Below are 20,930 nucleotides of genomic sequence, written 5' to 3'. Positions count from 1 at the left end.
CGCTGTTGGCGTGGCTCCCGCTTGGCCTGCTCTGTCTGGTGACCCTGGGCTATCTTGGCGCGGCCGGGCGCCAGCAGCGTCACGGCAACGGCTGGAGCGGCTGGCGCTGCGCCCTCTTTGTCCTGGGCAGCCTGCTGCTCGCCGTGGCCGTGGCCCCGCCGGTCATGGCCTGGGCGCATCACGACCTGAGCGGCCACATGGCCCAGCACCTGCTGATCGGCATGCTGGCACCGCTGGCCTGGGCACTGGCCGCCCCGGTGACGCTGACCCTCAGGAGCCTGCCGACCGCCGCGGCGCGCCGGCTCGTTGGCGTTCTCCGGAGCCTGCCGCTGCGGATCGTGTCGCACCCGATCGCCGCCCTGCTGCTCAACGTCGGCGGAATGGCCCTGCTCTACTTCACCCCGCTATATGCCGCCTCGCGGCACAGCGGCCTGCTGCATGGCTGGGTCCACCTGCATTTCCTGGCGGCGGGCTACCTGTTCTGTTGGTCGATCCTGGCGGGCCCGGACGCCTCGCCGCACCGGCTCGGCCTGCGCTTTCGCCTGGGCGTACTGTTCGTTTCCATGGCCGCCCACGCCCTGCTGGGCAAGCTCATGTACGGCTACCTGTGGCCGCGCGGTGCCGGCCATTCCGCGGCAGAGATCCAGGCCGCCGCCCAGCTCATGTACTACGGCGGCGACCTGGCCGAGCTGTTGCTGGCGGTGGCGTTGATGGCGCTGACCTCCGCCGCGCGACGAGAATCGCTGCTGACATTTCCGCCTCTTCGCTAGTCGCCCTGGCCGAACGCCCCTCTGCCTTCCGCCCTAGCGGTGGCCTTCGGGCCTGGCCAGGGGATGAAAGGCCGGCCCCTCGATCACCTCGCCCTCGGTGTCGAAGCGGCTGCCGTGGCAGGGGCAGTCCCAGGTCGATTCGCTGGCGTTCCAGTGCACGATGCATTTCATGTGCGGGCATACGGCGGAGAGCACCTTGAGATCGCCGGCCTCGGTGCGGTGAATGGCGAGCTTCTCGCCTTCGACGGTGGCGACCCGGGCCTGCCCCGGTGCGATGCCGTCGAAGCCATCGAGTTTCTCGGTGCCCAGGTAGTCCTTGACCATGTGCTTGGTGACGGTGGCGTTCTCCCTGGCATACTGCAGCGCCGACTTGCCGGGAGTGATGCGCCGCGCACCGAAGCAGGCCTGCCAGGGGTTGACGCGCCCCAGGATCTGGTCGGCAATGATCCGGCCGGCCAGGGTGCCCCATACCAGGCCATCTGCGGCGAAGCCGGTGGCCATGTAGAGGTTGTCGCGACCGTGCATGCGACCGATGTAGGGCAGCCCGTCGGGCGAGCTGTACTGCTGGGCAGACCAGTGGTGGGTGAATGCCGCGACGTCGAAGTGGCGCGCGAGGTACTCGCGTAGCTGCTGATAGTGGTCCCCCCGGTGCTCGCCGGTCGGGTGCTTCTCGCCGACCACCAACAGGTAGCGTTCGTCGCCGTGCCGGTAGCTGCGCAGCGAATGGAAGGGGTCGAGCACCCAGATGATGCCTTCGGGATAGTCGTCGCCGCGCAGTCGCGCGCCGACGGCGTACTCGCGCGACACCGGCATGCCCGCCTGCACCAGGCTGATCCCCTTGGGCGTATGGGTCGCCTGCACGATATGCTTCGCGGTGACGCGGGCCCCATCGGTTCGCACCAGTTCCTTGCCGGCATCGATCTCGCGCACGGGGGCATGCTGGTGGATCACCACACCCTCGCCGAGCAGGCCGTGGGCCAACCCCTGGACGTAGTGCAGCGGGTTGAACTGGGCCTGGCGGGCGATGCGGATGCCCCAGCTGTCGAAGGGCAGGCCGGGACCATCGGCCAGCTCGGCCTCGAGACCCACGCCGACCAGGGCGTCGAGCTCGTCCTCTAGGTCGTGTGGCGTCGGCTGGCGCTCGCCGGTCACCAGGCGGTAGGCCGGTTGTCGCCGGAAATCACACTCGATGGCGTGCCGCGCCACCAGCGCCTCTATGTGGTCGATGGCTTCGGCTCGGGCCCGCACCACGTCGGCCGTCATCTGGTCGCCCCACTTGCGGCGCAGCGGCGCCAGGCCCGAGGCCAAGGTGGCGTAGAGATTGCCGGTGGAGCCCCCCGTGACCCCGCCACCGACGGTCCCTGCCTCGAGCACCATGACCCGCTGCCCCGCCTCGGCCAGCGCCAGCGCCGCGGTGAGCCCGGTGATGCCCGCGCCGATGACGGCGACATCCACCTCGGCATCCTCGTCCAGAGGAGGGTGTTCGGCGATGGCGCGGCTGCCCAATCTCCACATCGCTTCCATTACGACTCCTTTCGTCACGCAAGACATCCGTCAATGCCCCAGTTATAGAAGCCCCGGCAAGGCTGCGCGAACGCCTGAGCCACGCTTTGCTGCGCTTGCCAGACGGGGCCAAGCCATTACCTTGAGGGTAGGCGTTGTCCGAAAGCTGGCTGCCCTTGGCCGTATGGGGGAAAAATCCGCTCAAGGCACCCTTTTGCACCACGTGAACTCCGCCTGTCCGCTGATTTTCCCCACCCGGTCGTCGCATGCCGAATTCCAGGCAAAGTCCTGTGCCCCCACTCAAGGAGGAAAAATCTCATGGCGCACACCGTTTCTGTCGCCGCACTAGGCTTGGTGGCCGTTGGCCTGTCGCTGACTCCACACGCCTTGGCGCAACCGAAAGAGTCCGTTCAGACCGAGGCCGGAGCCCTGAGCATCGATACCGTCGTCGACGGGCTCGTTCACCCCTGGGGCATGGCATTCCTGCCCGACGGCCGGCTGCTGATCACGGAGCGCGAGGGTCGGCTGCGGCTGCTTTCTCAGGAGGAGACCCTCTCCGAGCCGCTCGAGGGGGCTCCCGATGTGTTCAACCGGGGCCAGGGCGGGATGCTGGATGTCGCCCTGCACCCCGACTTCGAATCCAACCGTCAGGTCTACCTCTCCTTCTCCGAGCCCGGCGAAGAAGGGGCTACTACCGCGCTGGGACGAGGCCGCCTGGAAGATGACCGACTCGAGGACTTCGAAGTGATCTTCCGCATGCAGCCACGGGTCGAGCACGAGAATCACTTCGGTGGTCGCATCGTCTTCTCCGATGAGGAGACGCTCTTCCTCACCCTGGCCGAGCGCTTCCAGTTCGATCCGGCGCAAGACCCGTCCAATCACCTGGGTACCATCGTGCGGCTCAACGATGACGGCACGGCCGCCGACGACAACCCTTTCCTCGATGACGACGAGGCCCGCGACGAAATCTGGTCCTACGGCCACCGCAACATCGAGAGCGCCGCCCTTCACCCCGAGACGGACGAGCTATGGGTGGCCGAGATGGGCCCCCTGGGCGGCGATGAGCTCAATCGCCCCGAGGCAGGCCGCAACTACGGCTGGCCCGAAGTGAGCTGGGGCAAGCACTACGACGGCGAGGAGATTCCCGACCCCGGCGATGAAGGCTACTACGCCGGTTCGGTCAAGCAGTGGACACCGGTCATCTCACCTTCCGGCATGACCTTCTACACCGGCGACACCCTGCCGGAGTGGCAGGGCAGCATGCTCATCGGCGGGCTCACCGAGCAGGGCCTGGTGCGCATCACCCTGGACGGCGACGAGGTAGCCAACGAGGTGAGCATCCCCCTTGGCGCTCGTATCCGCGACGTCGAGCAGGGGCCGGATGGCCGGGTCTATGTCCTGACCGACGAAGCCGATGGCAAGCTGATCCGCCTGGCACCGCTCGAGGATGACGACGCTTGAGGGCAGCCACGCTGCCATCGCACGTACTCGGTCACATAAAGCAACCGATGAAAACCGCACAAAAGCCGAAGCATTGCTACGTTGAACGAGCCAGACAAAGGAATGGCCTATCCAGTGAAACGGAGGACACATGAAGATCGATAGCCCCCAGGAACTGTTCGTGCGCCTGCTCTCCGAGACCAACAGCGCCGAGAAGCAGATCACCCGCGCGCTGCCCAAGATGGCCCGCGCCGCCGATGACCGCAAGCTGGTCGAGGCCTTTCAGCATCATCTCGAGGAGACTCAGGGCCAGCTGGAACGCATCGAGCAGGCCGCCGATTCCATTCCCGACCTGCGGGTCAAGCGTCTCAAGAGTCACGCCATGGAGAGCCTGATCCAGGAAGGGGAAGAGCTGATCGACGCCACCGAGAAGGGCCCGTTGCGTGACGCCGGCCTGATCGCTGCGGCCCAGAAGGTGGAGCACTTCGAGATCGCCACCTACGGCACGCTGTGCGAGCTCGCCGAGCAACTGGGCCACACCAAGGCCAAGGAGATCCTGGCCGAAACGCTCAAGGAGGAAAAGGCCACCGATGACAAGCTGAGCAAGATGGCCAAGCAGGACATCAACAGGAAGGCGAGCTAAGCGCCTGGCGTGTTTCGTGGCAGGCCGGCCACGGCCTGCCCGCCCTTGCCCCACTTCTCTTCGCTACCGCTTTCCCGACCTCTCTCGCTACGCTGCCCTGCCTTCGCGCGGCCTTGCGCGGGGGCGCTACGCCTCCACGCGGAAGACGTGCTTGAGATAATTCACGTAACTTTCGTCGCGTGACATGGTCTTGCCCGGCGAATCGGAGATCTTGGCCACCGGCTGGCCGTTGCACGAGACCATCTTGATCACGATGTTCATCGGCTTCACCCCCGGCACGTCGCAGGTCAGGTTGGTGCCGATGCCGAAGCTGGTGCGGATACGCCCCTCCAGCGCCGTCTTGATGCGCATGGCCTTGTCGAAGGTCAGGCTGTCGCTGAAGATCAGCGTCTTGGTCAACGGGTCGATACCCAGCGACTCGTAGTGGCGTATGCACTTCTCGGCGAACCACAGCGGGTCGCCGCTGTCGTGACGCAGGCCATCGAAGAGCTTGGCGAAGTAAAGATCGAAGTCGCGCAGGAAGGCGTCGAGGGTGACCGTATCGGTGAGCGCGATGCCCAGGTAGCCGCGATACTCCTGCACCCACGCCTCCAGCGCGGCCCGCTGGCTGTCGATCAGGCGACTGCCCAGTTGCTGGTGGGCCATGACCCACTCGTGGGCCATGGTGCCCATCGGGCTGATGTCGTGGCGCCGCGCGATGTCGACGTTGCTGGTACCGACGAAGTGGCCCGGGAACTCCCGCTCCATGACCGCGACGATCGCCTCCTGAACGGGCTGGGAGAGCCGTCGCCGCGTGCCGAAGTCGGCCAGGTTGAAGCCGGCCAGCTGTTCGGGCGCATAGGCCTCGCGCAGCGCATCGAGCTTATGGCGCAGCTGCGCCACGGCCTGGTCGATCTCGACCTCGGGGTAGAGCGTTCGGTTGCGCACCTCGCTGATGATGGCGAGTATCACGATCTCGAACAGGATGCTGTGCGACCAGGGGCCGTCGATGACGATGCACAGCTCGCTGCCCTGCATGCCGACCTGGACGTACTCCGGCCGGAAGCGAAACAGCTCCAGAAAGCGGATGAAGTCGGGCGACATGTAGGGAAAGCTCGCCAGGTAGGCCGACTCCTCGCGGGACAGCTGCAACGTGGCCAGGCGATCGATCTGCTCGCGGATCTCGGGTATGTAGCGCTCCAGGGGCTCGGCGTCGCGACAGCGGAACTCCCAGGTGACGCTGGCATTGGGGTACTGGTGATGTACCCCCTGCATCATGGTCAGCTTGTACCAGTCGGTATCCAGCAGGGAGCGGATGATAGGCCCTTCGCGGTAGGTTTCGCCCATGTCGCCTTCCGTTTGCGTGGTCGGTGTGCTTGCGTCTCCTGTCAGGCTAGCGCTCGGCGCGCTCCTCGACCACCCGCGTCGAACGTAGCCCGCCTTCGTCCGCGACGGCCAGGAAAGCCTCCGCCGCGGCCTGGGGCGGCCGGCTCGCCAGGCTGGCGCCGACGAAGGTAGCGCTGGCCACCAGGATGCCCCACACCCCCGCCGGCAGGCCCAGGAAGGAGTTGCCGGTGGCAAACACGAACAGCACGAAGGCGCTTGTCACCACTACGCTCGCCAGCACCCCGAGAGCGGTGCCACGGCGCCAGAAGAAGGCCCCGACGATGGCCGGCACCACGGCGACGAGCCCCGCCGAGGACGCCACCGAGAGCACCGCGATCAGGTTCAGCTGCAGCTCGGCGAAGCCCAGCGCCAGCAAGGCGATAACCGGAATGACCCACTTGCCGACCGCCAGCTGGCGCGCCTCGCTGCTGCCCGGCCTGAGGTTGGCGTAGACGTCGCGGGCGACCATCGAGGAGAGCGTCAGCAGGATCGAATCGATGGTCGAGACCGCCGCCGCCAGGATGCCGATCATCACGATCACCCCCAGCAGGGGCGGCACGTGGCTGGAGGTCAGCAGCGCGGGGGTGGCCAGGTCGGCGTTGTCGAGCCCGGGAAAGGCGACGATGGCGGAGAGCCCCCACAGCACCGAGACCAGCGTATAGACGAAGCCGAAGACCAGGAAGCCGAGCAGCATCCGGCGCATGGCCGCAAGCGAGGCGGGCATGAACAGGCGCTGGCTGACCTGGGGGTTGGAGAGGCTGAAGAAGAACCAGGGGATGGTCAGGCCGAGGAAGGTGGTGAAGGTGAACAGGCCCTCCCCCGGCACCACGAGCGCCTCGGGGCGCTCCTCCGCCAGGGTGCCGAACAGCGCCTGGAAGCCGCCCAGGCCGCGGATGACCAGGAAGGTCACCAGCGTGGAGGCCACGATCATCATGATCGCCTGCAGCGAGTCGGTCCACATCACCGAGCGGATGCCGGCGATGTAGGAGAAGAACAGCGCCAGCGCCGTGGCCAGCAGCACCCCGGTGGTGAACGGCACCGCGCCATCGGTCGTGCCCTGCATCAGGTAGCCGATGCCGGCGAGCTGCACCGCGGCGTAGGGCACCAGGAACAGGCAGTTGGAGAGCGCCACCACGATCGCCACCGCCCGGCTGTCGTAGCGCCGCCCCAGCATCTCGCTGGGGGTGACGACGCCGAACGCCTTGCCCACGGCCCAGAAGCGCGGCCCGAACACCGCCACCAGCGAGACCCCGGCGAAGTAGACGATCTCGAAGCCCAGCGCGCCGACGCCGCCGGCGTAGGCCAGCCCCGCCAGCCCCACCATCATGAAGGCGCTGTAGGTGGTGGCGCTGTAGCTGAGCGCGGAGACGAAACCGCTCATCTGGCGGTTGCCGAGGAAGTAGCCCGACATGTCCTGGGCGCGGCCCTGGCGCGACAGCACGGCAATGAGGACGGCGATCGCCAGGTAGCCCGCGATGGCCCACCAGATGAGGGATAGCGTCATCTCAGCGGTCCTTGAAGTCGCGGGTGATGACCACGTTCAGCGCGATCACGGCCAGCCCCGCCAGCGTCCAGAACAGGAAGCTGCCGTACCACTGCGCCACGTCGCCGAGCAGCGTGTACGGCACCGCGTAGCATAGTGCCACCACGATCCAGACCAGCCAGATCCCCTTCCCCCGCCAGCGCTCGTCCTTTCGCATACGCCTCCTTTCGTCCCCAATGGCCCCTGCACGTCTACAGCCTAGATGCCGGGAGCGCAACCTCCCACCCCGAGAACGAGGCGGTGATGTCGGCTTGGCGAGAGGATTCGGTCGGGAAATTCAATGAATACGTACCCTAATCTACAACCAAAGTATATTTTATTCTAAAACAGAAACTTGCCTCTCATACACCGGAACGTAATCAGCCCAGCTATTGCATACGTATGCACACTCTTCTACAACGTGTGCTGTGTGTGCCGGCATGCCTTCGCCAGGGGCTTGCGCCGCTGCTTGCTGGCACGTGTCGATGGAACAAGGACAAGACGGTCAACGATCCGTTGGCGACGAACCGAGGAGACACCATGAAAACATCCCAGCTCAAGAACGTCGGCCTGACCGCCCTCACGGCGTCGGTACTCGCCGCATCCACAGGCGTTCTGGCACAAGCAGAGCAGGTCATCGAAGTGAGCCTCCCGCTGGGCCCGGAATCCCAGCAAGGCATCGGGGTACTCAAGTTCGGAGAGGAGCTGGAGCGCCTATCCGACGGGCGTTTGACCATCGACCCCCAATACGACAATGCCCTCGGGGCCGAGCGCGAGGTCATCGAAGGCATGGGCTTCGGCATCATTGATGCCGGGATTACCTCCACCGGGCCGATGGGCGGCTTCGTCGATCAGTTCATGCTGTTCGACCTGCCCTATATCTTCGACGATCATGACCATGCCTACGCCTTCCTCGACAGCGAACATGGCGAAGAGCTAGCCCGCCTGGCCGAGGAGGAGATGAACGTCAAGTTCCTGGCGTGGATGGAAAACGGCTTCCGTCACAACACCAACTCGGTGCGCGCGCTCGAGCATCCCGATGATCTGGAAGGCATCAATCATCGCACCCAGGAAAGCCGCGTCCAGGTCGACACCTGGGAAGCGCTGGGGGCCAATGCCACTCCCATGGCCTGGACCGAGGTCTACACCGCCCTGCAGCAGGGCGTGATGGACAGCCAGGAAAACCCCTTGGCCACCATCTACGACGTCAACTTCTATGAAGTTCAGGACTACCTGAACATGACCCAGCACGTCTACTCGCCGGCGCCGCTGATGATGAGCCTGGACCTTTTCAACTCCTTCAGCGAGGAGGACCAGGCCATCATTATGGAAGCGGCCGAGATCGCCCTGTCCGTCCAGCGCGAAGCCAGCCAGGAGCTCGAGCAGCGCTATCTCAAGGAGCTCGAGGAGCTGGGCATGACGGTCACCCACCCCGACCTCGACCCCTTCCGCGAGGCCGTCCGCCCCGTGATCGATGAGTGGAAGCCCACCGTCGGCGAGGACCTGGTCGACGCGGCCATCAACTTCGAGTATTGAGCTTTGCGGCACCCGCGGGCGGCGATGCCCTGCGGGTGCCACGCTGACGCACGAGGCAGCCATGAAGACATACCTTTTGCTGGCCAACAGAGCCATCGATCAGTTCAACCGATTGATCGGCTGGGGGCTGGCCGCCCTACTGCTGGTGATGACCGTGCTTATCCTCTGGCAAGTCTTCGCCCGGTTCGTGATCGGCAAACCGCTGTACTTCTCCGACGAGATCGCCCGCTTCGCCATGCTCTGGCTGACCTTCGTCGGGGCCGGCTACGCCTACCGCAAGGGCACCCTGATTTCGGTGGACATCGTGCTGGAGTATGCCGGCAGGAAACTCGCCTGCCTGCTGCGTGTCGCCATCATCCTCAGCTCCGCCCTCTTCGCCGTCGTCATGGTCAAGTACGGCCTCGAGCTGCTGGAGCGCGTCTCTCACCAGACCGCGCCCAGCACGCGGATATCCATGATGTGGCCCTACCTGGCGGTTCCCGTCGGCGGCATCGTCATCATCGTCAATAGCGTGGCGCTGCTGATCGATGAGGCGCTCGGCACGCCCCCCAGCCCGACCCAGGAGGTGAGCTGACCATGGCGCTGCTCCTGTTCCTGCTGCTGCTCGCGCTGTTCATCATCGGCGTGCCCATTGCCTTCTCGCTCGGCCTGGCCTCCGCCGTCACCGTCTGGCAGGGCGACCTGATGCCGATGGTGATCGTCGCCCAGCAGCTGATCGCCTCGGTAAACTCCTTCCCCTTGATGGCCATCCCCTTCTTCATCCTGGCGGGCTACCTGATGCAGGGGGGCGGCATCTCGCAGCGACTGGTCGACTTCTCCAATACCCTGGTCGGCGGCATGACAGGCGGACTGGCGATGGTGGCCATCGTCACTTCCCTATTCTTCGCGGCCATCTCCGGCTCAGGCGCCGCCACTACCGCAGCGATCGGCTCCATCCTGATCCCGGCGATGCTCGCCAAGGGCTACCCCGGCGGTTATACCGCTGCCAACCAGGCCGCTTCCGGCGCGCTGGGGGTGATCATCCCGCCCAGCATTCCGCTGATCCTCTACGGCATCGCCGCCAACGTCTCCGTGGGCGACATGTTCATCGCCGGCATCCTGCCGGGGATCCTGGTCACCCTGACCCTGCTGCTCTTCGCCTATTTCTTCGCCAAGGCCAATGGCCTGGGAGGCAACGAGAAGTGCACCTGGAGGGAGGTCCTGCAGGCAGGACGCAAGGCCATCCTGGCCATCCTCATGCCGATCATCATCCTCGGCGGTATCTACGGCGGGGTCTTCACGCCGACCGAAGCCGCCGTGATCGCGGTGGCCTACTCTTTCCTGGTCGGCTTCGTGATCTATCGCGAGATCACCCTCGCCAGCCTGGTCGGTATCTTCAAGCAGGCCGCGGTCACCACCGCCGTCGTGCTCAGCATCATCGGCGCCGCGGGGCTCTACGGCCGGATCCTGCAGCGGCTGCGCGTGCCGGACATGCTCTCGCAGTTCGTGATGTCCACCATCGACAGCCCGCTGCTGTTCATCATCCTGGCCAACCTCCTGCTGCTGTTCGCCGGCATGTTCATCGAGGCGGCCGCCGCCATCCTGATCTTCGTGCCGATCCTGCTGCCCATCGCCGTCAGCTTCGGCTTCGACCCTGTCCACTTCGGAATCATCATGGTGGTGAACCTGGCCATGGGCATGTTCACCCCACCCGTCGGCCTCAATCTCTTCGTGGCCTCCCAGATCACCCACATCGGCATCGCCCGTCTCGCCTGGGCGGTGATGCCCTTCGTCGCCATCGTGCTGCTGAACCTGTTGATCATCAGCCTGTTGCCGTTCCTGGCCACCTGGCTGCCTTCGCTGTAAGCCCCGTCAAGGAGAGAGCCCATGAGTGTCATTGAAAGCCTGTCGCCGCGCAGAGGACTTCGCGTGCTGGTCACCGCCGGCGCGGGCGGCATCGGCCTGGCCATCGCCCAGGCCTTCCACGAGGCGGGCGCCCGCGTGCATGTCTGCGACATCGATACCCAGGCACTGGCCGCCCTGCCCGACGGCATCACCCACACCGTGGCGGATGTCAGCCAGCAAGCGGACGTCGACCGGCTGTTCCAGGATGCTGCCGCCCTGGGCGGCCTCGACGTGGTGGTCAACAACGCCGGCATCGCCGGCCCCACCGCCGGCATCGACGAGATCGACGAGGACAGCTGGACGCGCACCATCGACATCAACCTCAACGGTCAGTATCGCGTCGCCCACCGCGCCGCGCCGCTGCTGCGCGAGAGCCAGGGGCTGCTGATCAACCTGGCCTCGGTGGCCGGCCGCCTGGGCTTCGCCTACCGCACTCCCTACGCCGCCAGCAAGTGGGCCGTCGTCGGTCTGACCAAGAGCCTGGCCAGCGAACTCGGCCCCGAGGGCGTGCGGGTCAATGCCATCCTGCCCGGTATCGTGCGCGGCCCCCGCATCGAGAAGGTCATCGCCGACCGGGCCGCCAAGCGCGGGATCAGTTACGCCCAGATGGAGCAGGAGAACCTCGCCAAGATCTCCATGCGCCGCATGGTCGAGCCCACGGATATCGCCGCCATGGCGCTGTTCCTGTCGGCGCCGGGCGGCGCCAACATCTCGGGCCAGGCACTGAGTGTCTGCGCCAACGTCGAGTCCCTGTGACCGGAAGGAGTCTGCCATGCCCCCCCAGATAGGTATCGTCGGCGCCGGCCTGATCGGTCGCGCCTGGGCCATCGTCTTCGCCCGGGCCGGTCTGCCCGTCTCCCTGCACGACCTGGACTCCAGCGCCCTGGACAAGGCACGTGACGCCATTCGCCAATCCCTCGAGGACCTGCGCCAGGCCGGCCTGATCGAGGACGTGACCGGCTGCCTGTCGCTCATCCGGACCGAAAGCGATCTCGCGCACGCCATGGCCGGCGTCGAGTACATCCAGGAGTGCGGCCCCGAAGACGTCGAGGCCAAGCGGCGCATCTACGCCGACCTGGAAGCGGCGGTGGACGAGACCACCGTGCTGGCCAGCTCCACCTCGGGCATCGCCGCCTCGCAGTTCACCGATCATCTTCGCCACCCCGAACGCTGCCTGGTCGCTCATCCGGTCAACCCGCCCTACCTGATCCCGCTGGTCGAGGTCGTCCCCTCGCCCGCCACCTCGGCGGCGGCCGTCGACCGCACCCTGCGCCTCATGGAGCAGGCCCGGCAGGTCCCGATCCTGGTCCGCAAGGAGGTACAGGGCTTCATCCTCAACCGCCTGCAGGGCGCCCTGCTGAACGAGGCGCTGCGCCTGTTCCGCGACGGCTACGCCTCCGCCGAGGACCTCGACAAGACGGTCAAGCACGGCTTGGGGCTGCGCTGGTCCTTCATGGGGCCCTTCGAGACCATCGACCTCAACGCTCCTGCCGGCGTGGTCGACTACGGCCAGCGCTACGGCCCCCTGTACCGCGACGTCGACCGTCAGCGCGGCGAGGACGACCCCTGGGAAGCCGCCACGCTCACCGCACTGAACGAAGAGCGCCGTGAACGGCTGCCCAGCGACGGCCTCGCCGATCGCCAAGCCTGGCGCGACCGTCGCCTCATGGCGCTGATAGCCCATCAGCGTGGCGCTTTACCTTCCTGACACTCGCTACCCGAGGAGCAACCTACATGGCTAACAAACGCAAGGTCATCATCACCTGCGCCGTGACCGGCGCCATCCATACCCCCTCCATGTCGCCGCACCTGCCGGTCACGCCGGAGGAGATTGCCGAGGCCGGCATCGCCGCCGCCGAGGCGGGCGCCGCCATCCTCCATCTTCACGCGCGCGATCCGGCAACCGGCAAGCCCACCCAGGACCCCGCCGTCTTCGAGCGTTTCCTCCCGCGCATCAAGACCTCCACCGACGCCGTGATCAACCTCACCACCGGGGGCAGCCCGCACATGACCGTGGAGGAGCGCATGCGCCCGGCCATGGAGTTCAAGCCGGAGCTCGCGTCGATGAACATGGGCTCGATCAACTTCGGCCTGTTTCCCATGCTCAATCGCTACGAGAGCTTCCAGCACGAATGGGAGCGCGCTCACCTGGAGAACAGCCGCGACCTGGTGTTCAAGAACACCTTCGCCGACATCGAGACGGCGATGACGCTTGGCGGCAAGAACGGCACGCGCTTCGAGTGCGAATGCTACGACATCGGCCACCTCTACAGCCTGCGCAATGTCATGGACCGCGGCATCGTGGGTGGCCGTATCTTCGTGCAGAGCGTGTTCGGCATTCTCGGCGGCATCGGCCCTCACCCGGAGGACGTGATGCATATGCGCCGCACTGCCGATCGGCTGTTCGGCGAGGAATACGAATGGTCCGTGCTGGGTGCCGGCAGCAGCCAGATGCGCATCGCCGCCCAGGCAGCGGCCATGGGCGGCCATGTTCGCGTGGGGCTCGAGGATTCCCTGTGGCTCGGCCCGGGCAAGCTGGCCGAAAGCAATGCCAGCCAGGTGAAAAAGGTGCGTGAGATTCTCGAAGGACTCTCCCTCGAGATCGCGACTCCCGAGGAGGCACGCGAAATGTTGCAACTGAAAGGAGCCGACAAGGTCGGCTTCTAAGGAGACTGGACTGATGCCCCTCTACCGACTCGAAGGCCACGCGCCCGAGATCGATTCCTCGGCCATGGTGCTGGATGAAGCCACGCTGATAGGAAAGGTTCACCTGGACCGTGAAGTCAGCGTTTGGCCGGGGGCGGTGCTGCGCGGCGACAATGAACCGATCAGCGTGGGCGCAGGCAGCAACCTGCAGGATGGCTGCGTCGTGCACACCGACCCCGGCCACCCGGTCGTCATCGGCCGCCAGGTCACCGTCGGGCACCTCGCCATGCTGCATGGCTGCCGTATCGGCGATGGCGTGCTGGTGGGCATGAACGCGACGCTGCTCAACGGTGCCGAGGTCGGCGATCACTGTATCATCGGCGCCGGCGCGCTGGTCACCTCCGGCAAGCGATTTCCCCCCCGCTCGCTGATCGTGGGCGCGCCCGCCAAGGCAATCAGGGAACTCAGCGACGAGGAAGTCCAGTCGGCGCTGGACAACAGCCGCAGCTATGTGCAGAAGATCGCCCAGTATCGCTCGCTCGAGCGCATCGAGCCGGCATCATAGGCGGCCCCAGCCAACTCGACACTACGTGAATCGATGAAAAGAAAATCCGTTACCTCACGCGATGTCGCCAAGCTGGCCGGCGTCTCGCAATCCGCCGTCAGCCGAGCCTTCTCGCCCAATGCCAAGGTCTCGGAGAGAACACGCAGAAAGGTAATGGATGCCTCTCGCGAGCTTGGCTATCGCCCCAATACGATAGCCCGCTCGCTCATTACCCGCTCGAGCCGCACCATCGCGGTCGTGACCTATAGCCTGCAGAACCCCTTCTACAGCTTCATGCTCGAGCAAGCCTCACGCTTCTTTCAGCAGCAGGGCTACCACCTGCTGCTGTTCTTCGCCCCCTCGAGTGGCGACTTCGATGCGGTACTCGACGACATCATCAGGAGCCAGGTGGAAGGCGTGCTCATGCTCGCCCTGACCATGAACGAGCAGCAGGCGCGCCTGGTGGCCGACTTCGGCATACCCATGGTCATCATCAATCGCACCGTCAACGGCGCGGGGATCAGCCAGGTCAGCAGCGACAACTTCCAGGGCGGTTACTGGGCCGGCCGACACCTGGCTTCGCTGGGGCATGAACGCATCGTCTACCTCGCGGGGCTGCCGGACTCCTCCACCGAGCAGCAGCGGCGGGCGGGGTTCCTCGAGGGGCTCGGCTCGAAGGAGGCGTCTTGCCATGCCATCGATGTCGGCAATTACCGCTACGAGGATGCCTGCCAGGCCACGCGGCGGCTGTTCGCCGATACACCGGCCCCGGACGCCCTCTTCGCCGCCAACGACCTCATGGCCATTGCCGCCATGGAGATCCTTCGTCACGAGTTCTGCCTGAAGGTACCCGAGGACGTTTCGGTGATCGGTTTCGACGATGTGCCGATGGCGTCATGGCCGAGCCACTCCCTCACCACCCTGCAGCAACCGGTGGGCACCATGGTCATGCGGGCCACCGAACTTCTGCTGGCCCAAATCGCGCAGCCCGACACCCCGCCGGAGCATATCACCCTGCCCGTCACGCCGATGCTGCGTAACAGCACGAGACGGCAGCACCGCCACCCAGGATGAAGCACCTGCGATCGCGAACGCCACGGTCACACGCGACGCCCTGGTGTCCAGGCCGGCCGGGGTTCGAGCCCGAAGCGCGACGCCGACATGCCGCGTCACCGCTCGCCAAGCCTCGGCCTGACTGCTATGGATAGGGAGGACACTACAGGGAGGGCAGCACCATGAGCCAGCGCGAGAGGACCGTGATGGCCTTCGACGACCAGGGCCGCGAGTACATGATCGACGTGTTCGTCAGCATCCGCGAACTCAGCGAAATGCAGCATGCCGGCGCCACGCGGGGTTCCCCCGCCTTCCGCACCCACGACGGCCACGACGTGACCTACCTCGGCAACGGCGAATTCATGATCATGGTGCCCGGCGAGGAAGGCGGCGTGACCGTGCGGACCGACGACTCGGAGTTCGTTTGACGCCGCCTTCACTCGGCCAAGCAGACGCTCACGGGGGTCTCGGTGGCCGGGACCGCACAGCACATCAGCACCTCACCTTCCACGACCGCCGCCTGCGGCGGCACCGGATAGTGCACCTCACCGGCTACCAGGCGCTGCGCGCAGCTCCCACAGCGCCCTGCCCGGCAGCTTGAGGGTGGCGCGAGCCCTGCCTGCTCGGCCAGCTCCAGCAAGGTGCCCTGCGCCGGCGTCCACTCGACGACGCTCTGCGCCTCGCGCGATCCGTCTTGCCCCCTGGAGGCCGACACGAACGTGACCCGGGCGCGTGAAGGCAGCGCGTGTGGCTCAGTCGCCTTCGGCTCAGTGGCCACGGGTGACTCAAGCGAGCCGCGCCCGAAGACCTCATGGTGCAGATGTTCCCGCGGCATGCCGAGCGCCAGCAGGGCCGCATGCTGCGCTCGCATGAACCCCTCCGATCCGCAGAGGTAGACCTGGCATCGGGTCATGTCCGGCAACCAGGTCGTGAGCGATGCCAGCGTCAACCGCCCTCGCGAGTGATACGTCTTGCCCAAAGCATCCCGCGGAGTGGGGCGAGTATAGGCGATATGCAAATGCAGCCAGGAGTACCGGTCTGCCCACGCCTTCAGCACCTCCGCAAAGGCCTGTTCCCGCCCGTTGCGCGCGCTGTGAACGAAGAACACTTCGCCAGGTGGCGCCTCTCCGGCATCGGCACGCTGCACCAGGGTCTCCAGCATGGCGGTCAACGGAGTGATGCCCACGCCGGACGACACCAGCACGATGGCACTCGCCCCTTCGCGCAGCGTGAAGTCTCCGGCCGGCGGCAGCGCCTCGAGCACGTCTCCCACCGCGTATTCGTCATGCAGCAGGCGAGAGACCCTTCCGTGCTCTTCTCGCTTGACCGAGATCCGGTAGCTTGATGCCCGCTCATGCCACGCCCTCGAAAGGCTATAGCTGCGCGTCAGCGTGGCCTGCCCTCGAGCAAGCGACTGTCCGGCCTTGGCGGCAAGGCGCAGGGTGAGGAACTGACCCGCCGCATAGGGCGCCAGCGGTGGGTCATCCGCAGCCAGCGGCTCGAGATAGAAGGAGGTGATGACCTCGCTCTCCCTGACCTTGTCGGCGACCCGCAGGCGACGGTAGCCCTTCCCGGCAGCCGCGTGGGGCCAGGTGCCCGTCTGCGCCAGCGTGGGAGAGCGTTCGATCAGCCGCCCGTGCACAGGCAGGGCGTGCTCGACATGCCAGACCTGCTCCGGCACGACGTCCACGATACGCTCGGCCCCCTCGACCAGCGACGCGCGCCGAGGGTCCCAGTCGATCCGGCCGCGCCCTTGCAGCACCAGGGCTTCACCGGTCGCGAAATCGGGTATGAACAGACTGACCCGTGGGTCCTGCTCGATGTTGCCCAGGGTATTGAAGAAGCGATTGCCCGGGAAATCCGGGAACGACAGGCTCCCGTCCGAGTTCAGGAGCAAGAAACCCGGCTTGCCGCCGCGATGGGAGATGTCCACGCCATGGCTCGAATCTCCTTCCAGTTCGCCTGCACGGGTGGCAATGAAGAACGTATCGGCCTGGGCCAGCATGGCCCGGCTGGCACGCGAGGCGATCGCTACCTGCCGGATCACGGGAGGCACCACCTGCCCCGCCTGCCAGTCCACCTCGCGCTGCTGGATATACTGAGGACAGTTGCCGAAGCTCTGGTCGACCGAGACCCGTATCCCCTCGGCATCACGGGAACGCACCGTGCCGTTCAGCCGATTGCGACGACGGCTGGTCATCTCGAGCCCAAGCAGCCCCAGCCTTGCCCCGGGCCCCAGCGAGAGGCCCAGGGCTTCCGCCAGCGGTGGCAGCTTGCGGATCCACAGCTCGCTCGACGTCGCCGTGCACAGCTGTCCCGGGGCGCCGTAGCTCACCACCGCCCACGGCCACCCCTGCCGGTCCAGCGCCCCCATGAACAGTACCGGCTGATTGCTGAAGAACGCTACGTGCTGGTCGGGCATCGCGTCGCGCACATAGGCGGAAACGCGATCAACATACGCACCTGGCACGCCGGCACGCTGCTGTACTCTGAGCTCGCCCTCATGGAACACACGCCGGTTCGCTGTCATGGGATTCGCCTCCTGTTGCTGCCGTTCGATCAGGCCAGTGCCGGGCTGCGCACCATGCCGACGAAACCGGGCTGCGCCTCGATGCGCTCGAGCCAGGCGAGGATGGCCGGATATGCCTTGAGACTGACCCCACCCTCCGGGGCGTGGGCGATGTAGCTGTAACCCGCCACGTCCGCCAGGGTGATCTCGCTACCGGCCAGGTACGCTTGACGACCGAGGTGTTTCTCCATCACCGAGAGGAGCGAGTGCGCACGGGCAATCGCCTGTGCATGATCCAGCGTCGCGTTGAAGAGCGTCACCAGCCGCGCCGCACAGGGACCCACCGCAATCTCGCCAGCGGCCACGGACAACCAGCGCTGTACCCGGGCGGCGGCGGTCGGTTCGGTGGGAAGCCAACGGTCGTGGGCGTCATAACGGCGGGCCAGGTAAACCAGGATGGCGTTGGAATCGCTGAAGAACTCGCCGTTGTCTTCGATCGCGGGCACCTGGCCGAACGGGCTGATCTCGAGGAACTCGGCCGACTTGTGCGCACCGTTGGCCATATCGACATCGACCGTCGCATAGGGCAGCTCAAGCAGCGCGAGCATCAGCTCGACGCGATGGCAGTGGCCGGACTTGGGGTTGCGAAACAGGCGGATCGGCGCGGCATCACGCGGAAAGCGCGCATTCACGGTAGTCGGCGTCGGCATGGCAAAGACTCCTGCTGGTAGTGGCATGGCACGCCGTGAAAGCTCACGACGGCGGAACGTCACCAGACTATTCCTTGCAACAAATCACTAGAATCCTCACGAATCTCAATTCATTATTTCAGCAATTGATGCCAATCGACGCCGATCGGGAAGCCCCTTGATGGACCGTCTCCAGACCCTGCAAGTCTTCGTCGCCGTGGCCGATGCCGGCAGCCTTGCCGCCGGGGGGCGAGCCATCGGCATGAGTGCCCCCTCGGTGACCCGCGGCATCAATGCGCTGGAGGCCCGCCTCGGGGTACGCCTCTTCACGCGTACCACGCGACGGGTTCACCTGACGGAGATCGGAGCACGCTACCTGGAAGACGCGCGGCGCATCCTCCAGGAACTGCAGGCGGCCGATGATGCCGCCAGCGGCGCGGCGGCACGCCCCACCGGGCTGCTGCGGATCAACTGCCCCAATGAGTTCGGCCGCATTCACGTGATGCCGATCCTGCTGGAATACCTCGATGCCTACCCGGAAATGCGCGCGGAAATCGTGATGGTGGACCGCGTGGTCAATATCATCGAAGAAGGCTTCGACATTGCGGTGCGTATCGGCCCGCTGCCCTCCTCCGGTCTTTCCGCCATCCGGGTGGGAAGCGTGCGCCGGGTGGTCTGCGCTGCGCCCGACTACCTCGCCCGACACGGCACGCCAACCAGCCTGGAAGAGCTGGCGGCACATCGCATCCTCGCCACCACGACACTGAGCGCCAACAGGGAGTGGCGCTTCGGGAGCGACCATGGCCAGGCGATACGCATCCACCCGCGAGCGACGGTCAGCAGTATCGCGGCCTGCATCGAGGCGGTACGCAACGGCTGGGGCATCACCCGGGTACTTTCCTACCAGATCGGGCCGGATCTCGAGGCAGGACGGCTAAAGGCCGTACTGGAAGCCTACGAGCCGCCGCCCCTCCCCATCCACCTGCTGCACAGCGAAGGCCGCGGCGCCGTCGCCAAGATTCGCACCTTCCTCGATCTGGCAGCGGAGCGCCTGAGGACCTCGCCGATTCTCAAAGCGCGCTAGCCCCTCGGCCAGCCGCCGGTGGTGGCTACCCCGGCATCCCGAGTTGACAAAAGGATGTTCCTTTCATAGAACGTTCATTAAAAGGAACAGTGAGACTCTCTAGCGTGGACAAGCTCTCCCTCGGCACCCTGGGCCGGCATCTGCAGCAGCTGCGCCAGGCACAGGGCTTGTCGCTGTCGCAGCTGGCCGCCGCCGCCGGCATCGCCAAGTCGAACCTGTCGCGCCTCGAGCAGGGCAATGGCAACCCCACCCTGGACACCATCTGGCGCCTGGCGGTGCAGCTCAAGGTGCCCTTCGGCACCCTCGTGGCGCCCATCGCCGTGCCCCTGGGCGAGGATGGCGTGGAGGTGCGCCTGCTCGACCAGGGCAAGGAGCCGCCTCAGGTCGACGCCTACTGGATGCGCTGCGCACCCCACACCCTGCGGCGTGCCGAGCCCCATACCCCCGGCGCCCGTGAAACGCTCACACTGATCAGCGGCACCCTGGAGGCCGGCCCGGAAGGCGACACCCGAAGCCTCTCGGCCGGCGAGACCCTCACCTTCGCCGCGGACCGCCCCCATCTCTACCGCACCGGGGATGCCTGGGCCACGCTGCTGCTCAGCGTCATCTATCACGAGGAACCCCCAGAATGAGCCTGCAAGCCGCCTCCTCACCCACCCGCCCCTGGCTGACCGGCATGAGCGAGGCCATCCCGCTGCTCGGCGGCTATGTGCCGGTGGCCATCTCCTTCGGACTGATCGCGACCCAGGCCGGCTTCAGCGCCTGGGAAGCCGTGGCGATCTCGACGCTGATCTATGCCGGCGCCTCGCAGTTCCTGTTCGTCGGCATGGTCGCCGCCGGTGCGCCGCTATGGCTGGTGGTAGCCATGACGCTGCTGATCAACCTGCGCCATGTCGTCTACGCCCCCAACCTGGCTCCCTGGCTGAGCGCCAGCCGCCTGTGGCCTTGGCTGATGCACGGCCTCACCGATCAGATCTTCGCCCTGGCCCATGCCCGCCTGCCCCAGCTGCCCGCCGCGCAACGCCTTGGCTGGTATACCGGCGCCGCCCTGCTGGCCTGGCTGAGCTGGATCGGCGGCACCGCGCTGGGGGCACTTGCCGGCGGCGAACTGGTCGCCCGCTGGGCGCTGATGGGAGAGATCCTGCCCTTCGCCCTGCCCGCGCTCTTCCTGGTGCTGGTGGCGCCACGCTTCACCTCCCGGCGCTGGAGCCTGGCCCTGGGCCTGACCATCGTCAGTGCCCTGCTGCTGACCACTCTGGGCCTGACCAACGTGGCGGTCCCTCTTGCCGCCGCCTGCGGGGCCCTGTGTTTCCAGCTCGTCAGATTCGGCCACGCCAGGAAAAGCGAGCACACGCAAGGAGAGCACCATGAGTAGCGCCCTCTGGACCGCCGTCCTGGCCTCGGCGCTGGGTACCCTGTTGATACGCCTGCTGCCGCTGCTGTGGATGCAGCGGCGCCTGCAGCGGCAGGGCGGCGACGGCCTCGAGGCCATGCCCCAATGGCTGAGCCTGCTCGGCCCGCTGATGATCGCCGCCCTCTTCGGCGTGTCGCTGATGCCGGTGGCGCCCGGCGCCAGCTCCTGGTTCGCCACCGCCATCGGCGTGCTGGCGACCCTTGCCGTGTGGTGGCGCAAGCGCACCCTGGGCTGGCCGGTGGCCGCCGGCGTGGCCGCCTATGGCGTCGTCGTGATGCTGCTGGGTACTGCTACGCTCTAATGTCGCCAAGATGGGGTAGCCTTTACC

Annotated in this window: 22 protein-coding genes; 16 read left to right on the top strand and 6 right to left on the bottom strand. The window is 66.2% G+C overall.

Features of this window, described 5'->3' with window-relative positions; all coding sequences use genetic code 11:
• The first annotated feature begins 5 nt into the window (after nt 1-5).
• A complete protein-coding gene (locus DIS04_RS16125) occupies nt 6-770 on the top strand; it encodes a cytochrome c oxidase assembly protein (protein ID WP_245904586.1) in 765 nt (254 codons plus the stop codon).
• A gap of 33 nt (nt 771-803) precedes the next feature.
• Here DIS04_RS16125 and DIS04_RS16120 read toward each other — a convergent pair whose 3' ends face one another.
• The gene (locus tag DIS04_RS16120; RefSeq protein WP_111414809.1) at nt 804-2,294 is read right to left on the bottom strand and encodes an FAD-dependent oxidoreductase; all 1,491 of its coding nucleotides are present in this window, start codon (nt 2,292-2,294) and stop codon (nt 804-806) included.
• Between the two features lie 297 nt (nt 2,295-2,591).
• On the opposite strand from DIS04_RS16120, the gene DIS04_RS16115 reads away from it, so the two are divergent.
• The gene (locus DIS04_RS16115; protein WP_111414808.1) at nt 2,592-3,734 is read left to right on the top strand and encodes a PQQ-dependent sugar dehydrogenase; all 1,143 of its coding nucleotides are present in this window, start codon (nt 2,592-2,594) and stop codon (nt 3,732-3,734) included.
• A gap of 130 nt (nt 3,735-3,864) precedes the next feature.
• A complete protein-coding gene (locus DIS04_RS16110) occupies nt 3,865-4,356 on the top strand; it encodes a YciE/YciF ferroxidase family protein (protein ID WP_111414807.1) in 492 nt (163 codons plus the stop codon).
• Between the two features lie 126 nt (nt 4,357-4,482).
• Here DIS04_RS16110 and pncB read toward each other — a convergent pair whose 3' ends face one another.
• The 3 genes from pncB to DIS04_RS16095 are packed head-to-tail and all read right to left on the bottom strand — an operon-like array spanning nt 4,483 to nt 7,421.
• A complete protein-coding gene (pncB, locus tag DIS04_RS16105) occupies nt 4,483-5,682 on the bottom strand; it encodes a nicotinate phosphoribosyltransferase (RefSeq protein ID WP_111414806.1) in 1,200 nt (399 codons plus the stop codon).
• A 46-nt stretch (nt 5,683-5,728) separates the two neighbouring features.
• Nucleotides 5,729-7,225, bottom strand: a complete 1,497-nt coding sequence (locus DIS04_RS16100; protein ID WP_111414805.1) for a sodium:solute symporter family protein — start codon at nt 7,223-7,225, stop codon at nt 5,729-5,731.
• 1 nt (nt 7,226) lies between these two features.
• Nucleotides 7,227-7,421, bottom strand: a complete 195-nt coding sequence (locus DIS04_RS16095; protein WP_111414804.1) for a hypothetical protein — start codon at nt 7,419-7,421, stop codon at nt 7,227-7,229.
• A 362-nt stretch (nt 7,422-7,783) separates the two neighbouring features.
• On the opposite strand from DIS04_RS16095, the gene DIS04_RS16090 reads away from it, so the two are divergent.
• From DIS04_RS16090 to DIS04_RS16050, 9 genes are all read left to right on the top strand, one after another.
• Nucleotides 7,784-8,779: a DctP family TRAP transporter solute-binding subunit gene (locus tag DIS04_RS16090; protein WP_111414803.1), complete on the top strand. Its 996-nt coding sequence runs from the start codon at nt 7,784-7,786 to the stop codon at nt 8,777-8,779.
• 61 nt (nt 8,780-8,840) lie between these two features.
• On the top strand, nt 8,841-9,353 hold the full coding sequence (locus DIS04_RS16085) for a TRAP transporter small permease (protein ID WP_111414802.1): 513 nt from the start codon (nt 8,841-8,843) through the stop codon (nt 9,351-9,353).
• Nucleotides 9,354-9,355: 2 nt separating this feature from the next.
• Nucleotides 9,356-10,624, top strand: a complete 1,269-nt coding sequence (locus DIS04_RS16080) for a TRAP transporter large permease (RefSeq protein WP_111414801.1) — start codon at nt 9,356-9,358, stop codon at nt 10,622-10,624.
• Nucleotides 10,625-10,645: 21 nt separating this feature from the next.
• On the top strand, nt 10,646-11,419 hold the full coding sequence (locus DIS04_RS16075) for an SDR family oxidoreductase (protein WP_111414800.1): 774 nt from the start codon (nt 10,646-10,648) through the stop codon (nt 11,417-11,419).
• A 16-nt stretch (nt 11,420-11,435) separates the two neighbouring features.
• Complete coding sequence (locus DIS04_RS16070; RefSeq protein WP_111414799.1) at nt 11,436-12,371, top strand: 3-hydroxyacyl-CoA dehydrogenase; 936 nt, start codon at nt 11,436-11,438, stop codon at nt 12,369-12,371.
• 26 nt (nt 12,372-12,397) lie between these two features.
• Complete coding sequence (kce, locus tag DIS04_RS16065) at nt 12,398-13,330, top strand: 3,5-dioxohexanoate:acetyl-CoA acetone transferase (protein WP_111414798.1); 933 nt, start codon at nt 12,398-12,400, stop codon at nt 13,328-13,330.
• Nucleotides 13,331-13,343: 13 nt separating this feature from the next.
• Nucleotides 13,344-13,874 carry a gamma carbonic anhydrase family protein gene (locus tag DIS04_RS16060; RefSeq protein WP_111414797.1) on the top strand — a complete coding sequence of 177 codons (531 nt, stop codon included), beginning with the start codon at nt 13,344-13,346 and terminating at the stop codon, nt 13,872-13,874.
• Nucleotides 13,875-13,907: 33 nt separating this feature from the next.
• On the top strand, nt 13,908-14,927 hold the full coding sequence (locus DIS04_RS16055) for a LacI family DNA-binding transcriptional regulator (RefSeq protein ID WP_111414796.1): 1,020 nt from the start codon (nt 13,908-13,910) through the stop codon (nt 14,925-14,927).
• Between the two features lie 161 nt (nt 14,928-15,088).
• A complete protein-coding gene (locus DIS04_RS16050; RefSeq protein WP_111414795.1) occupies nt 15,089-15,334 on the top strand; it encodes a hypothetical protein in 246 nt (81 codons plus the stop codon).
• A gap of 8 nt (nt 15,335-15,342) precedes the next feature.
• Here DIS04_RS16050 and DIS04_RS16045 read toward each other — a convergent pair whose 3' ends face one another.
• Together DIS04_RS16045 and DIS04_RS16040 are read right to left on the bottom strand one after the other, a co-directional pair.
• The gene (locus DIS04_RS16045; RefSeq protein ID WP_111414794.1) at nt 15,343-17,436 is read right to left on the bottom strand and encodes a 2Fe-2S iron-sulfur cluster-binding protein; all 2,094 of its coding nucleotides are present in this window, start codon (nt 17,434-17,436) and stop codon (nt 15,343-15,345) included.
• Nucleotides 17,437-17,465: 29 nt separating this feature from the next.
• A complete protein-coding gene (locus DIS04_RS16040) occupies nt 17,466-18,125 on the bottom strand; it encodes a glutathione S-transferase family protein (protein ID WP_111414793.1) in 660 nt (219 codons plus the stop codon).
• 160 nt (nt 18,126-18,285) lie between these two features.
• Here DIS04_RS16040 and DIS04_RS16035 point away from each other — a divergent pair, with 160 nt between their 5' ends.
• The 4 genes from DIS04_RS16035 to DIS04_RS16020 all read left to right on the top strand — a co-directional run bounded on the left by DIS04_RS16035 (nt 18,286) and on the right by DIS04_RS16020 (nt 20,903).
• Nucleotides 18,286-19,188, top strand: coding sequence for a LysR family transcriptional regulator (locus DIS04_RS16035; RefSeq protein ID WP_111414792.1), 903 nt, complete (start codon nt 18,286-18,288; stop codon nt 19,186-19,188).
• 104 nt (nt 19,189-19,292) lie between these two features.
• A complete protein-coding gene (locus DIS04_RS16030; protein ID WP_111414791.1) occupies nt 19,293-19,820 on the top strand; it encodes a helix-turn-helix domain-containing protein in 528 nt (175 codons plus the stop codon).
• Nucleotides 19,817-20,563: an AzlC family ABC transporter permease gene (locus DIS04_RS16025; protein ID WP_111414790.1), complete on the top strand. Its 747-nt coding sequence runs from the start codon at nt 19,817-19,819 to the stop codon at nt 20,561-20,563. The genes DIS04_RS16030 and DIS04_RS16025 overlap by 4 nt, the downstream gene beginning before the upstream one ends.
• Complete coding sequence (locus tag DIS04_RS16020; RefSeq protein ID WP_111414789.1) at nt 20,556-20,903, top strand: AzlD domain-containing protein; 348 nt, start codon at nt 20,556-20,558, stop codon at nt 20,901-20,903. The genes DIS04_RS16025 and DIS04_RS16020 overlap by 8 nt, the downstream gene beginning before the upstream one ends.
• Nucleotides 20,904-20,930: the final 27 nt, after the last annotated feature.

Source organism: Billgrantia lactosivorans (assembly GCF_003254665.1).
In the GTDB taxonomy this organism is placed as follows: domain Bacteria; phylum Pseudomonadota; class Gammaproteobacteria; order Pseudomonadales; family Halomonadaceae; genus Halomonas; species Halomonas lactosivorans.
Note: the sequence above shows the minus strand (reverse complement) of the source record. Positions and strands in the feature narration are given on the sequence as shown.

Coding starts and splice junctions, on each gene's coding strand:
- DIS04_RS16115 (WP_111414808.1), top strand. CDS start 2,592: ATGGCGCACACCGTTTCTGTCGCCGCACTAGGCTTGGTGGCCGTTGGC.
- DIS04_RS16055 (WP_111414796.1), top strand. CDS start 13,908: ATGAAAAGAAAATCCGTTACCTCACGCGATGTCGCCAAGCTGGCCGGC.
- DIS04_RS16095 (WP_111414804.1), bottom strand. CDS start 7,421: ATGCGAAAGGACGAGCGCTGGCGGGGGAAGGGGATCTGGCTGGTCTGG.
- DIS04_RS16070 (WP_111414799.1), top strand. CDS start 11,436: ATGCCCCCCCAGATAGGTATCGTCGGCGCCGGCCTGATCGGTCGCGCC.
- DIS04_RS16090 (WP_111414803.1), top strand. CDS start 7,784: ATGAAAACATCCCAGCTCAAGAACGTCGGCCTGACCGCCCTCACGGCG.
- DIS04_RS16060 (WP_111414797.1), top strand. CDS start 13,344: ATGCCCCTCTACCGACTCGAAGGCCACGCGCCCGAGATCGATTCCTCG.
- DIS04_RS16040 (WP_111414793.1), bottom strand. CDS start 18,125: ATGCCGACGCCGACTACCGTGAATGCGCGCTTTCCGCGTGATGCCGCG.
- pncB (WP_111414806.1), bottom strand. CDS start 5,682: ATGGGCGAAACCTACCGCGAAGGGCCTATCATCCGCTCCCTGCTGGAT.
- DIS04_RS16100 (WP_111414805.1), bottom strand. CDS start 7,225: ATGACGCTATCCCTCATCTGGTGGGCCATCGCGGGCTACCTGGCGATC.
- kce (WP_111414798.1), top strand. CDS start 12,398: ATGGCTAACAAACGCAAGGTCATCATCACCTGCGCCGTGACCGGCGCC.
- DIS04_RS16035 (WP_111414792.1), top strand. CDS start 18,286: ATGGACCGTCTCCAGACCCTGCAAGTCTTCGTCGCCGTGGCCGATGCC.
- DIS04_RS16020 (WP_111414789.1), top strand. CDS start 20,556: ATGAGTAGCGCCCTCTGGACCGCCGTCCTGGCCTCGGCGCTGGGTACC.
- DIS04_RS16080 (WP_111414801.1), top strand. CDS start 9,356: ATGGCGCTGCTCCTGTTCCTGCTGCTGCTCGCGCTGTTCATCATCGGC.
- DIS04_RS16085 (WP_111414802.1), top strand. CDS start 8,841: ATGAAGACATACCTTTTGCTGGCCAACAGAGCCATCGATCAGTTCAAC.
- DIS04_RS16120 (WP_111414809.1), bottom strand. CDS start 2,294: ATGGAAGCGATGTGGAGATTGGGCAGCCGCGCCATCGCCGAACACCCT.
- DIS04_RS16075 (WP_111414800.1), top strand. CDS start 10,646: ATGAGTGTCATTGAAAGCCTGTCGCCGCGCAGAGGACTTCGCGTGCTG.
- DIS04_RS16110 (WP_111414807.1), top strand. CDS start 3,865: ATGAAGATCGATAGCCCCCAGGAACTGTTCGTGCGCCTGCTCTCCGAG.
- DIS04_RS16050 (WP_111414795.1), top strand. CDS start 15,089: ATGAGCCAGCGCGAGAGGACCGTGATGGCCTTCGACGACCAGGGCCGC.
- DIS04_RS16025 (WP_111414790.1), top strand. CDS start 19,817: ATGAGCCTGCAAGCCGCCTCCTCACCCACCCGCCCCTGGCTGACCGGC.
- DIS04_RS16045 (WP_111414794.1), bottom strand. CDS start 17,436: ATGACAGCGAACCGGCGTGTGTTCCATGAGGGCGAGCTCAGAGTACAG.